We start from the raw sequence: 12,023 nt of genomic DNA on the forward strand, positions 1-12,023 counted from the left end.
CGTCGTCCTCGCTCAACGAGCGGGAGCGGTGGGCGGGCGTCGCTCAGCTGTCGAGCAGTGCACGCACCTCGGCGGCCTCGACGTGGCGCCCGAGCGCCTCGAGCACATCGCCCAGCTCGAGTGCCGACACTTGATGCAGCGGCGGGTTCGCCTCGGCGTGCTCGATCGCCGACCGGTAGATCGGCACGGCATCCTCGCCCCGCCCGTCACCCGCGAGCAGGCGTGCGGCGAACAGCTCGGAGCCGCCCGCCGATCCGGTGTCGCCGAGAGCGGCAAAACCGTCGGCCGCCGTGAGCGCTGCTGGCACCGCCTGGTCGATGCGGCCGACCTCGGCGAACGCGCGCGCACGCGAGTCCATCACGTCGGCGAGCAGCCACTGCGCGTCATGCTGCTGCGCGAGCGCCGCCACCTCGTCGAACAGCGCGAAGGCCCGCTCGTCGTGCCGCGCACCGTAGGCCTGGCCCAGATTGTGCAGCACGTCGACCAGAGCGCCGACGGCGTCGGGGGCCCTGCGGACGATCTCCGATGCCGCCTCGAGTGACGCGATCGCCTCGTCGTGCTCGTCGAATCGTGCGAGGATCCTGGCGCGCTCCGTGAGCACGACGGCCTGGTCGGCGTGCTCCTCGTCGGCGCCGAAGAGCTCTGCGGCATAGCCGAACGCGCCCACTGCCTGGCCGAACTCCCCGGCTGCGGCGAGAGCTCGCGCGAGCAGAGACGCCGTCATGCCCCGGGATGCCGCCGACGCCTCGGCCCGCTCCTCACGATCGAGCACGTGTCCGAACAGCTCGGCCGCCTCCTCGGCGTGCCCCGCGGAGAGCATGGCCCGCGCGAGCCGGAAGTCCGACCCGGTCGTGTCATCGCCGTCCTGCGAGAGCAGTCGTGAGGTCACGCGATAGCGCGTGACGGCCTTCTCAGCGTCTCCGGCATCCTCCCAGAGGGCCCCGGCCAGAAGATGAGCGGATGCGAGAGCCTTCGTCGCGCCGAGGCCCGCGAGCAGTCGGCACACCTCGTCGGCGTCGGCGGCGCCCTCGGCGAAGGCCTCGCTGCCGCCGCGCACCCGTGCGCGGGTCTGCAGCGCCTGCGCGCGATGGCCGAGGCTCAGATCGTCCTGTGCGAGCAGGCGGTCGAGCAGCGCGGATGCCGCGTCGATGTCGGGCTTCTGCAGCACCGCGGCGATCGCGAGGAGCGTCGTCGTGTGGGCGAGACGGGTGTCCTCGGCCTCCGCGAACGCCCGTGCGGCGACCTCGGCCAGCTCCAGAGCGGCATCCGGTTCCCCGGCGTGCAGGTGCAGCGAGGCGCGGCTGAGGGCCAGGTCTCCGCGCGACCAGGCCGGCAGGTGGGCCGAGGCCGACAGCTCGTGGTCGAGGGCCGCGACGGCATCCGGAGTGTCCAGACCGAAGGTCGCGAGACCGAGCCGCTGCTCGAGATCTGCCTGATCATCCTTCTCCGCCGCCCGCAGCGCCTCGATCCTGGCGGGAAGCAGCTCGGCGGCCTCGTCGGCGCGACCGAGGGCGATCAGGATGCCGAGTCGCATGGAGAGCAGCTGCGCTCGCTTCGCGGGATCCGCGACGGCGAGGGCGTGGGGGAGCGCCTGCAGCGTCTCGTGCTCGGCGCCGTACTGCGCCAGGTCCATCGTGCGCGCGAACCACGCGTCGGCATCGGCCGGGGCCGGCGCGTCGGGGGTCGCGATGAACGCGTCCGAGCGGATCGGCAGGTCGTAGTGCTCGTGTGCGAGCGAGCGCATGCGCGCGAGCCTGCGCGCGTGTCCGTCGGTGCCGTCGCGGCGGTCGAACTCGGCCCCGATGCGCTCGGCAGCGGCCCAGGCCGCCCTCGCGAGCCCCGCCGCGGTTCCGATGCCCTCGTGCGCGCCGAAGAACGGTGCGAGCGCATCGGTCTCCGCGCCGCGCACCGGAGTGTCGCCGTGGCCCGCGGCCGAGACCCGGTCGAGTGCGAAGGCGAAGGCCGCGAGAGCGTCGAAGTGCGCGTCGACGTTGAGCCCGTCGTGCGCGAGCCATGCGAGGTGGCGCTCGACCAGCGAGAGGGCTCTGGCCTCGTTGCCCGTGATCGCGGCGAACACGATGTTGTTCGCCACGATGCGCAGGTTGTCGGGGTTGTCCTTGGCCAGGCGGTAGCTGCGCAGATGCGCGCTCTTGGCGTCGTCGAGCCGCCCCGCACGCAGGTAGGGGAGCAGCACGCGAGAGAGTGCGTGCTCGGGCTCCTCACCGCACGAGTAGCCGCCCTCGAGCATCTCCTCCACAAGGCGGATGGCGTCGGCGTCACGGTCGGTCTCGGCGAAGAATCCGGCGAACTGACTGCGACCGCAGGCGTCGCAGTGACTGTGCTCGTCGCGCGGGGTCGCCTCCAGTCGCACACGCAGAGCCTCGGCGTCGTCGAAGCGCCCGGCATCCCACGCGTCCTCGAAGCGAGCGGTGAGCACTCCGCTCAGACCGAGCCCCGCCGTGCGGTAGTGCGCCTCCATGTCATCGAGCACCGCGGTGATCTGCTCGACAGAGAACGCGGGAGACGACCGCAGAGCCGATGCCATCCACTTGAACTGCCACATCAGGTCGGCGCCGCCGTATGCGAGATCCGCGGGGAACCGCTGCGGGTCGGCGTCGTGCCTGGCCAGGCACCACGCGAAGGAGTTCAGCATCACGTCGGTCGCGCCGTTCATGTTGGCCGACGCCGTCTGCCGCATCCGCGCCTGGTATTCGAGCTGCTCGTCTCCGAGCTCCACGGCCAACGCGACCGCCTCCGACACGAGCGCCTGCTCGGCCGGACCCCACGGGGTGATGTCGATCTCCTCGATGAGCTGCTGGAAGCGTGTGTTCGGACGTGCCATGTGAGAGGTTCCCTTTTCTGCGGTTCAGAGCGGGTCTTCGAAGGGGATCGCGTCGCCTTCGATACCGGCCGAGAGCGCCACGAGGTCGGTGAGCGCGGTGGTCATCAGCGCACGGTCGGAGTCGGTGAGCGGATGGTGTCCCGCGAGCAGCGCCTGGATGTAGAGCAGCTGCACGGTGCGCGCGAACACCGCGTCGTCCTGCACGCGCACGAGCGCGCGGACCACCGCGTTCGACCAGTTGAGGCACAGTCTGGCGGTCGGGTCGTCGTCGCGGGATGCCGCGAGCGTGCTGTCGATGCGGTCGAGCACGCCGCCCCAGAGCGAGCCGGTGATGCCCTTGGTGCGTCCCCGGTCGATGCGGCGCAGCACCTCGGGGTCCACGACGTAGAGCGCCGCGAGCTCGGAACGATCGATCGATCGCACGGTCACCGAGCATCCGGATGTCGCGAGCACTCCGCCCGCGCGTGCCTCGAGGGCGACTGCGAGATCGCGGTCGTCGAGCGGGGGAGGGTCCAGTCGATCGAGCTCGCCCGTCACATCGACCGCCTCGATCGTGACGTGCGGGTAGAGGTCGGGAATCATCCGCACCAGATCGGCGTCGTACAGGTAGCCGCCGTTCACCAGCACCTCGGTGCCGGGCGAGATCCCGGCCACCTGGCGGAACTCGTCGACGGATGCGGCGTAGCGCACGTGCGAGAACCGCTCCACGAGGTCGCCGACGCGCAGGGTGCCGTGTGTGGTCTCGAGAGTCAGCCAGCGCGTGATGAACCGTGCCAGCTCGTCGTCGTGCCGCACGAGGGACTTGAGCCCCACCTCGTGGATCGCCACGAACTGCGCGAGTCGATGCGGCTCGCGCAGACCGAGTTCGAGGATCCACCGACGGATGCCGGCGCCCAGCTGCTCGCGCGCCCGTTCGAGGGCCGCATCGTCGACGAGCGCCTCCCGACTCGCCGTGGGGGCGAGACCGGTCGAGTCGATCACCGCGCGCACGAAGAACGCCCAATCGGGCAGCAGGTCGTCGAGGCGCTCCGACAGCAGCATCCGCCCCAGATACATCCTGGTCGCCTGCCGGGCGCCGGGCGGAGGCGCGAACGGCAGCACATAGGCGAGCCCGCGAGTGCCCGTGGCCGAGTCGCTCAGCTCGATCACGTCGAGGGGCGCGGCGCCGAGCAGATCACGCCCGTACGACACCGCCTCCTCGGGGTGCGCCGCGGCATCGAGGAACGGTGCGCGACGCGTGACGTCGACGTCGCCGTTCGGGGTGTCGATCGTGACGCGCACGGGCAGGAACTCGGCGAAGCTCGTGGTGAGCTCGCGCACCGCGGCGAGGCGCAGCAGCTCCTCGGCGTCGAAGCGGGGCTTCAGATGCACGCTCGTGCCGACCGCGAGATCGTCGTCGATCTCCCGCACGCGGAACGTGCCGTCGGCGCTGCCCGTCCATTCCACGGCCGAGCCGCCCCTGGCGCTGCGCGAGCGGATCACGATCGTGTCGGCCACCATGAAGCAGCTCAGCAGGCCGATGCCGAACTGACCGAGGTAGTCGCTGCGCGGCAGGTCGAAGATGTCGCGCTTCGAGCTGCGGCCCACCGTGGCGAGCAGATCGGCGACCTCGACGGCGGTCAGGCCGATGCCGTCGTCGCGCAGCACGAACTCGGGCGAGTCGTCGCTGAGCGGGGTGATGCGGATGCTTCCGCCTGCGCCGTCGATCTCGCGGCGGGCGGTGACGGCGTCGCGGGCGTTCTGCAGGAGCTCGCGCAGATACACACGCGGACTCGAGTAGATGTGACGACTGAGCAGGTCGACGACTCCGCGCAGATCCACCTGGAACTGCTGCACGTCACCGCTCACCCATATCGCCTCTCGTCGAACCCGCTCGAGCCTAACAACAACGCGGATGCCGCCGCCGGTTCGGAACCGGCCGGGGTATGCCGTATGCTTGAGGAGCAGTTGTTGTCTGCATTCTTTCGCCGTGCCCCGGTCCATCCGGCCGGATTTCGGTGGCAGGATGAAGACCACACCCCGAGACCACCGGGTCTCTAGGGCGGTAGCTCAATTGGCAGAGCAGCGGTCTCCAAAACCGCAGGTTGCAGGTTCGATTCCTGTCCGCCCTGCGCGTCAGCGCACGCTGACACACGAAAGGTACATTCAGGATGGATCAGGACGAACCGCGCGGCGATGTCGTCGCGGCCGGCGCCACCCGCGAGAAGAAGCGCGGACCCCTCGGCTTCTTCGGGAGCATCGCCCTGTTCTTCCGTCAGGTCATCGCTGAGCTTCGCAAGGTCGTCACGCCGACCCGCAAGGAGCTGGTCAAGTTCACCGCGGTCGTGCTGGTCTTCGTTCTGATCGTCATGGGCATCGTCTACGGACTGGACACCTTGTTCGCGTGGGTGACGCACATTGTTTTCGGAGTTCCCGGCGCCTGATGCCCTTGCGGCTCGTGCCGCAATGATTGGAAAGAAACAACGTGTCTGAACGATATTCTGACGACGCCGACTGGGCGACTGCCGCAGAGCAGTCCAGCGAGGAAGACGAGGCCCAGGAGGGCAACGTCCTCGCAGCCGAGGAGAAGTCCGTCACGTCGGCCGAGCACGTCGCCCTCCACATCGAGGACGTCGACAGCGACGGCGACGACACCACCGATGAAGACACCGACATCGAAATCGACGACCCGGAGGCTGACGCGATCGTGAACGACGCCCTCAACCTGGACGAAGCGGCTGAGTCCCAGGCTGCCGCTGAGGTCCTCAACGATTCTGTGGCGGAAGAGACCGCCGAGCAGGAGGCGGAGGCAGCCGAGGAGGTCACCCCGTACGACGGTCCCGACGTGAACGGCGAGGACGACCGCCCGGTCGTCGACGTCGACGGCGACGACCCCGTGGCCGCAGCCGTCGAGGCTGAAGAGGCCGCGGAGGCCGACGAGACCGACGCCGAGGAAGACCCCTACGAGGCCTTCCGCCTCGACCTGCGCATGCAGCCCGGCAAGTGGTACGTCATCCACTCCTACGCCGGCTTCGAGCGCAAGGTCAAGGCGAACATCGAGCAGCGCAAGTCGACGCTCGAGGTCGAGGACGAGATCTACCAGGTCGAGGTCCCGATGGAAGACGTCGTCGAGATCAAGAACGGCCAGCGCAAGATGGTCACCCGCGTGCGCATCCCGGGCTACGTGCTCGTGCGCATGGAGCTCACGGAAGACACCTGGTCGGTCGTGCGCCACACCCCCGGTGTCACGGGCTTCGTGGGCAACGCCCACAACCCGACGCCGCTGCGCTTCGAAGAAGCCTTCAACATGCTGAAGTCGCTCGTCGAGGTCAAGGACGTGCCGACCGCCAAGAACATCGCCGCCAAGGGCGGAGTCGCCGTCGCGCGGCCGCTGCCCGCCGAGGTCGACTTCGAGATCGGCGAGACCATCACGATCAAGGAGGGCTCGTTCGCGGGTCTTCCCGGTTCGATCAGCGAGATCAAGCCCGAGAGCGGCAAGCTCACGGTGCTCGTCTCCCTCTTCGAGCGCGAGACCCCGGTCGAGCTGTCGTTCGACCAGGTCACCAAGATGGGCTGACCCACCTGCGTCACGAGAACGGCCGTCCTGATCCGGGGCGGCCGTTCTCGCGTTCCGGGCACGCCTCAGCTGCCCCGCCCGTACCCCGGGCGGGGTCGATTCTGCATCCGAAACCCCAGGCGGGGTCGATTCCGCATCGGAAACGGGCGGGTGGGCTGCGATTCTGGCCCCGCCTGCGGGGGCGGGACGCGGGGTGGGACGGGGCGGGGCGGGGATCAGGTAGACTTGTGTGGTTTGCGTTCCGCTTCGGCGTGCGCGCGGACGACCGCAGCCCGGAGATGCCGGGTTCGCGGGAGAGCGGATGCACACGGCACCCGTTCGATGAAAGGAAGAGGATATGGCACCGAAGAAGAAGGTGACCGGCCTGATCAAGCTTCAGATCAACGCCGGTGCAGCCAACCCGGCGCCGCCGATCGGCCCCGCGCTCGGTCAGCATGGCGTCAACATCATGGAGTTCTGCAAGGCGTACAACGCCGCGACCGAGTCGCAGCGCGGCAACGTCATCCCCGTCGAGATCACCGTCTACGAGGACCGCAGCTTCACCTTCGTCCTGAAGACCCCGCCCGCAGCGGAGCTCATCAAGAAGGCAGCCGGCGTGCCCAAGGGCTCGTCGACGCCGCACACGGTCAAGGTCGCGAAGATCACCAAGGAGCAGGTCCGTCAGATCGCCGAGCAGAAGCAGGCCGACCTGAACGCCAACGACATCGAGGCTGCCTCGAAGATCATCGCCGGCACCGCCCGTTCCATGGGCATCACGGTCGAGGGCTGAGGAGAATAATCATGGCTACGAAGTCAAAGGCTTACAAGGCTGCCGCCGAGAAGATCGAGGCAGACCGTTTCTACACCCCCACCGAGGCAGTCGCTCTCGCCAAGGAGACCGGCTCGTCGAAGTTCGACTCGACCGTCGAGGTCGCGCTGAAGCTCGCTGTCGACCCCCGCAAGGCAGACCAGATGGTGCGCGGCACCGTCATCCTGCCCCACGGCACCGGTAAGACCGCCCGCGTCATCGTCTTCGCCACCGGCCCCGCGGCCGAGGCAGCGATCGCCGCAGGTGCAGACGAGGTCGGCGGCGCCGAGCTCATCGAGAAGGTCGCTGCAGGCTGGACCGCCTTCGACGCGGCCGTCTCGACCCCGGAGCTCATGGGCCAGGTCGGTCGTCTCGGAAAGGTCCTGGGTCCGCGTGGACTCATGCCGAACCCGAAGACCGGCACCGTGACCCCCAACACGGCCAAGGCCGTCGAGGAGATCAGGGGCGGAAAGATCGAGTTCCGCGTCGACAAGCACGCCAACGTGCACTTCGTCGTCGGCAAGTCGTCGTTCTCGGCCGAGCAGCTCGACGAGAACATCGGCGCAGCGCTCGAGGAGATCGTCCGCCTCAAGCCGTCGAGCTCGAAGGGCCGTTACATCCAGAAGGGCGCCGTGTCGACCACGTTCGGCCCCGGCATCCCGCTGGACGTCAACGCCATCTGAGTGTGATTCCGGAAAGGCCCCCGCATCTCGCGGGGGCCTTTCTGCATGTCCGGGCGACATCCGGCGTCATGCGATGTGAGATGCTGGCCGCAGTCCACATAGTGTGGGTGAGTTCCGCGTCACAGCATTCGCGCCTCACCGCACCCCAGGAGGGTCTCCATGTCTCGTCGTCTCATCGCCGTCACCGCACTGGTCGTCGCCGCCGCAGCGCTCACTGCGTGCAGCGGAAGCACCGCGCCCGCAGGGAGCAGCTCCGCCGGGGAGGGCTCGGGAGACGACTTCGGTCTGGCGAAGGACGGCGTCCTCACGGTCGCGACCGAGGGCACGTACCGTCCGTTCAGCTTCCACGAGGACGACGGTGCGGGGGAGTTGACCGGTTTCGACGTCGAGATCATCGAGGCCGTCGCCGAGAAGCTCGACCTCGACATCGAGTTCCAGGAGACCCAGTGGGACGCGATCTTCGCGGGCCTGGATGCCGGGCGCTTCGACCTGATCGCGAACCAGGTGAGCATCAACGAGGAGCGCGAGGCGAAGTACCTCTTCAGCGCCCCGTACACGGTCTCGCCCGGCGTGATCGTGGTCGCCGAGGACGACGACTCGATCTCGTCGTTCGACGACCTGGCCGGCAAGACCACCGCGCAGTCGCTCACCAGCAACTGGTATGAGCTGGCGACAGAGTCGGGTGCGACCGTCGAGGGCGTCGAGGGGTGGGCGCAGGCCGTCGAGCTCCTCCGTCAGGGCCGCGTCGATGCGACCGTCAACGACAAGCTGACCTTCCTCGACTACGAGACCACCAACAGCCCGTCCGGCCTCAAGATCGCGGCTGAGACCGACGAGGCCGGCGAGCAGGCGTTCGTGTTCACCAAGGACAAGACCGACCTGGTCGAGGCGATCGACGGTGCTCTCGAGGAGCTCCGTGCCGACGGTACGCTCGCCGAGATCAGCGACAAGTACTTCGGCGCCGACGTCACGCAGTAAGCATGGAGAATCCCTGGCAGCTGTTCATCGATTCGCTCGGGCCCATAGCCCTGGCGGGTGTGACGGTGACGGTGCCGCTGGCGCTCGTGTCGTTCGCGCTGGGGCTGGTGATCGCGATCCTCGTCGCGCTGATGAGGATCTCGATCCACCCGGTCGTCTCGGGCGTCGCGCGCTTCTACATCTCGGTGATCCGCGGCACCCCGATGCTGGTGCAGCTGTTCGTGATCTTCTACGGACTGCCGTCGATCGGGGTCACCCTCGACTCGTGGACGTGCGCGGTCATCGCGCTGTCGCTCAACGTCGGCGGATACGCGGCGGAGGTCGTCCGGGCGGCGATCCTCTCTGTGCCGAAGGGGCAGTGGGAAGCCGCGTACACGGTCGGCATGAACCGCACGCGCACTCTCACGCGCGTCATCCTGCCGCAGGCCGCACGCGTCTCGGTCCCGCCGCTGTCGAACACGTTCATCTCGCTGGTCAAGGACACGTCGCTCGCGTCGCTGATCCTGGTGACCGAGCTCTTCAAGGTCGCGCAGCAGATCGCGGCCGCGACCCTCGAGTTCATGATCGTCTACCTGGCGGCGGCGCTGGTCTACTGGGTGATCTGCCTCGTTCTGTCGTTCGGGCAGAGCGCTCTCGAGAGGAAGCTCGACCGCCATGTCGCTCGCTGATCACACGTCGACCGCCGACCAGCTGCTCACGGCGCGGGGCCTGCACAAGAGCTTCGGTCAGAACGAGGTGCTGCGAGGCATCGACCTGACGCTGCACAAGGGCGAGGTCGTCGTGCTGATCGGGCCCAGCGGCTCGGGCAAGACCACGGTGCTGCGCGCACTCAACGGCCTCGAGACCCCGGACGCCGGTGAGATCGTCGTCGCGGGCGGCCCGGACATCGACTTCGCGCCGAGCGAGAGGGTCACGGCGCGTGTGCAGAAGCAGAAGCGCCTGGCGCTGCGCGATCGTTCGGCGATGGTCTTCCAGCACCACAATCTCTTCCCCCACCTCACCGTGCTGCAGAACGTGATCGAGGGGCCGTGGCGGGTGCAGGGGCGTCCCAAGGACGAGGTGGTCGCCGAGGCGCAGGCACTGCTCGCCAGGGTGGGGCTCTCGGACAAGGCCGACGCCCGACCGCACGAGCTCTCGGGCGGGCAGCAGCAGCGCGTGGGCATCGTGCGCGCGCTCGCTCTGCGACCCGATCTGCTGCTGTTCGACGAGCCCACGAGTGCTCTCGATCCCGAACTGGTCGGCGAGGTGCTCCTGGTGATCAAGGAACTCGCCGACGACGGCTGGAGCATGGTCGTGGTGACCCACGAGCTGAGCTTCGCGCGGGAGGCGGCCGACCACGTGCTGTTCATGGATGCCGGAGTCGTGATCGAGCAGGGTCCGCCCGCGCAGCTCTTCGGCGATCCGCAGCACGAGCGCACCAGACGATTCCTGACCCGCATCCTCCGGCCCCTCGACGGCGACTGACGGTGCTCAGCCGCCGAGCACCGGCACCACGAGGCTGATCGCGATCGCGATCATCACGACCGCGATGATGCCGTCGAGGATCCTCCAAGACCGCGCGGTGCGCAGCCATCGACCGAGGTGACGCGCACTGAAGCCGAGGGCCGTGAACCAGATGATGCTCGCCGCGATCGCACCGGCCGCGAACAGCCAGCGTTCGTCGCCGTGCGTCGCCGCGATGGATCCGAGCATGAGCACGGTGTCGAGGTATACGTGGGGGTTGAGCCACGTGAGGGCGAGCACGGTGAGCAGCACCGGCGAGAGCGCCGTGCGGGTGGCCGTGCCGTCGCGCGTGAGGGTGCCTGTCGATGTCCCGCCGAGCGAGGCGACAGTGCTCTCTGCGGCGACGTCCGCGCCGTCCACTCGCAGCTCCTCGCCGCCCTTCCATGCCCGGCGAGCCGCGAGCAGTCCGTAGACGACGAGGAACGCGGCACCGGCCCAGCGGGCCACCACCACCAGCCACGGCGCCGCCGCGATCACGACACCGAGTCCTGCGACGCCGGCGGCGATGAGCAGCGCGTCGGACAGCGCGCACACGACCACGACGGCGAGGACGTGCTCGCGGCGGATGCCCTGGCGGAGGACGAAGACGTTCTGGGCGCCGATCGCGACGATGAGTGAGAGACCGAGTCCGAGACCCGACAGCGCGGAGAGCATGAGACCACGGTAGGCGCGCATCTCGCATGAACACCAGCAAGGATTTCTTCGGAACCATTAGCATCGCTGATGTGAAGATCGACCCCGAACTCGCGTACACCGTGGCCGCCGTCGCCGATGAGGGCACCCTCGACGCGGCCTCCCGAGTGCTGCGGATCACACCCTCGGCGGTCAGCCAGCGTCTCAAGGCACTCGAACAGCAGCTCGGTCGTGTCCTGGTGATCAGATCCAAACCGGCTCGGCTCACCGAGGCGGGGGAGGCGGTCGTGCGGCTCGCGAGACAGGTGGCGCTGCTCGAGCACGACGCCCTCGGCGGACTCGGCCTCGACGGGGATGCGCCGCGCATCCGCGTGCCGCTGGCGGTCAACGCCGACTCCATGGCGACCTGGTTCCTGCCGCCGATCGCCCGTCTCTCCGCCGCGCACGACATCGATGTCGACCTGCACCGCGACGATCAGAACTTCACGGCCCGACTCCTCGAATCGGGCACGGTCATGGCGGCGGTCACGAGCGAGCAGACCCCGGTGGCCGGATGCTCCGTCGCGCCGCTCGGCGTGCTGGAGTACCGGGCGATGGCCGAGGCGCGCTTCGCGGAACGGTGGTTTCCCGACGGGGTCACGCCGGAGGCTCTCGCCTCCGCGCCCTTCGTCGACTTCGACCGGCGCGACACGCTGCAGCACGCCTGGCTCGGCTCTCTCGGGGTGGCGCCGCAGGGCGTGCCGCGCCACTACGTCCCGGCCTCGCACGACTTCGCGCTCGCCGTGCGGCTGGGGCTCGGGTGGGGGATGGTTCCGCAGCTGCAGCACCATGATGATCTCGTGCCGCTCGGCGGCGATCCCGTGCGGGTGGCGCTCTACTGGCAGCAGTGGAATCTGCGCTCAGACCTGCTCGACCTGATCGCCGCGGAGGTCGCCGAGGAGGCGCGTCGAGTGCTCGCGCACTGACCCGCGCCCGCGGGCGAAGGATCCCCTGATGGCAGGCGATTTGTGCTGAATGAATATTCAATAGAATCGTCGATCG

11 protein-coding genes and 1 tRNA gene are annotated in these 12,023 nt (G+C 68.8%); 9 read left to right on the forward strand and 3 right to left on the reverse strand.

Annotated elements, in window-relative coordinates; translation table 11 throughout:
• Nucleotides 1-43 precede the first annotated feature (43 nt).
• Nucleotides 44-2,842 (reverse strand): hypothetical protein, encoded by a 2,799-nt coding sequence (locus RWO82_RS12745; RefSeq protein WP_314427644.1) that lies wholly within the window; start codon nucleotides 2,840-2,842, stop codon nucleotides 44-46.
• A 24-nt stretch (nucleotides 2,843-2,866) separates the two neighbouring features.
• Entirely contained in the window at nucleotides 2,867-4,690 is a 1,824-nt protein-coding gene (locus tag RWO82_RS12750) for an HSP90 family protein (RefSeq protein ID WP_399540838.1), read from the reverse strand.
• 190 nt (nucleotides 4,691-4,880) lie between these two features.
• Between RWO82_RS12750 and RWO82_RS12755 the strand changes: the two genes are divergently transcribed.
• The 8 genes from RWO82_RS12755 to RWO82_RS12790 all read left to right on the forward strand — a co-directional run bounded on the left by RWO82_RS12755 (nucleotide 4,881) and on the right by RWO82_RS12790 (nucleotide 10,310).
• Nucleotides 4,881-4,953 (forward strand) — tRNA-Trp (locus RWO82_RS12755).
• A 39-nt stretch (nucleotides 4,954-4,992) separates the two neighbouring features.
• Complete coding sequence (gene secE, locus RWO82_RS12760; RefSeq protein ID WP_194765229.1) at nucleotides 4,993-5,265, forward strand: preprotein translocase subunit SecE; 273 nt, start codon at nucleotides 4,993-4,995, stop codon at nucleotides 5,263-5,265.
• Nucleotides 5,266-5,306: 41 nt separating this feature from the next.
• Nucleotides 5,307-6,398, forward strand: coding sequence for a transcription termination/antitermination protein NusG (gene nusG / locus RWO82_RS12765; RefSeq protein ID WP_314427647.1), 1,092 nt, complete (start codon nucleotides 5,307-5,309; stop codon nucleotides 6,396-6,398).
• Nucleotides 6,399-6,735: 337 nt separating this feature from the next.
• Nucleotides 6,736-7,167, forward strand: a complete 432-nt coding sequence (rplK, locus tag RWO82_RS12770; protein WP_067121215.1) for a 50S ribosomal protein L11 — start codon at nucleotides 6,736-6,738, stop codon at nucleotides 7,165-7,167.
• Nucleotides 7,168-7,178: 11 nt separating this feature from the next.
• Nucleotides 7,179-7,868, forward strand: a complete 690-nt coding sequence (gene rplA / locus RWO82_RS12775; RefSeq protein ID WP_314427652.1) for a 50S ribosomal protein L1 — start codon at nucleotides 7,179-7,181, stop codon at nucleotides 7,866-7,868.
• Nucleotides 7,869-8,027: 159 nt separating this feature from the next.
• Nucleotides 8,028-8,846 (forward strand): amino acid ABC transporter substrate-binding protein, encoded by an 819-nt coding sequence (locus tag RWO82_RS12780; protein WP_314427654.1) that lies wholly within the window; start codon nucleotides 8,028-8,030, stop codon nucleotides 8,844-8,846.
• A 2-nt stretch (nucleotides 8,847-8,848) separates the two neighbouring features.
• Nucleotides 8,849-9,514 (forward strand): amino acid ABC transporter permease, encoded by a 666-nt coding sequence (locus RWO82_RS12785; RefSeq protein ID WP_314427656.1) that lies wholly within the window; start codon nucleotides 8,849-8,851, stop codon nucleotides 9,512-9,514.
• Nucleotides 9,501-10,310 (forward strand): amino acid ABC transporter ATP-binding protein, encoded by an 810-nt coding sequence (locus tag RWO82_RS12790; RefSeq protein WP_314427659.1) that lies wholly within the window; start codon nucleotides 9,501-9,503, stop codon nucleotides 10,308-10,310. Before RWO82_RS12785 ends, RWO82_RS12790 begins: the two co-directional genes overlap by 14 nt.
• Nucleotides 10,311-10,316: 6 nt before the next feature.
• Here the strand turns inward: RWO82_RS12790 and RWO82_RS12795 are convergent, their stop codons facing one another.
• Nucleotides 10,317-11,003, reverse strand: a complete 687-nt coding sequence (locus tag RWO82_RS12795; RefSeq protein ID WP_314427660.1) for a LysE/ArgO family amino acid transporter — start codon at nucleotides 11,001-11,003, stop codon at nucleotides 10,317-10,319.
• A 26-nt stretch (nucleotides 11,004-11,029) separates the two neighbouring features.
• On the opposite strand from RWO82_RS12795, the gene RWO82_RS12800 reads away from it, so the two are divergent.
• On the forward strand, nucleotides 11,030-11,947 hold the full coding sequence (locus RWO82_RS12800) for a LysR family transcriptional regulator ArgP (protein WP_314427661.1): 918 nt from the start codon (nucleotides 11,030-11,032) through the stop codon (nucleotides 11,945-11,947).
• The last annotated feature ends 76 nt before the right edge of the window (nucleotides 11,948-12,023 follow it).

This window comes from uncultured Microbacterium sp., assembly GCF_963521645.1.
Lineage (GTDB): Bacteria > Actinomycetota > Actinomycetes > Actinomycetales > Microbacteriaceae > Microbacterium.

What these genes read in the sequence shown, in the direction of transcription:
- secE (WP_194765229.1), top strand. Translation starts at nt 4,993, where the DNA reads ATGGATCAGGACGAACCGCGCGGCGATGTCGTCGCGGCCGGCGCCACC.
- rplK (WP_067121215.1), top strand. Translation starts at nt 6,736, where the DNA reads ATGGCACCGAAGAAGAAGGTGACCGGCCTGATCAAGCTTCAGATCAAC.
- RWO82_RS12780 (WP_314427654.1), top strand. Translation starts at nt 8,028, where the DNA reads ATGTCTCGTCGTCTCATCGCCGTCACCGCACTGGTCGTCGCCGCCGCA.
- RWO82_RS12745 (WP_314427644.1), bottom strand. Translation starts at nt 2,842, where the DNA reads ATGGCACGTCCGAACACACGCTTCCAGCAGCTCATCGAGGAGATCGAC.
- RWO82_RS12790 (WP_314427659.1), top strand. Translation starts at nt 9,501, where the DNA reads ATGTCGCTCGCTGATCACACGTCGACCGCCGACCAGCTGCTCACGGCG.
- rplA (WP_314427652.1), top strand. Translation starts at nt 7,179, where the DNA reads ATGGCTACGAAGTCAAAGGCTTACAAGGCTGCCGCCGAGAAGATCGAG.
- RWO82_RS12795 (WP_314427660.1), bottom strand. Translation starts at nt 11,003, where the DNA reads ATGCTCTCCGCGCTGTCGGGTCTCGGACTCGGTCTCTCACTCATCGTC.
- RWO82_RS12785 (WP_314427656.1), top strand. Translation starts at nt 8,849, where the DNA reads ATGGAGAATCCCTGGCAGCTGTTCATCGATTCGCTCGGGCCCATAGCC.
- RWO82_RS12800 (WP_314427661.1), top strand. Translation starts at nt 11,030, where the DNA reads ATGAACACCAGCAAGGATTTCTTCGGAACCATTAGCATCGCTGATGTG.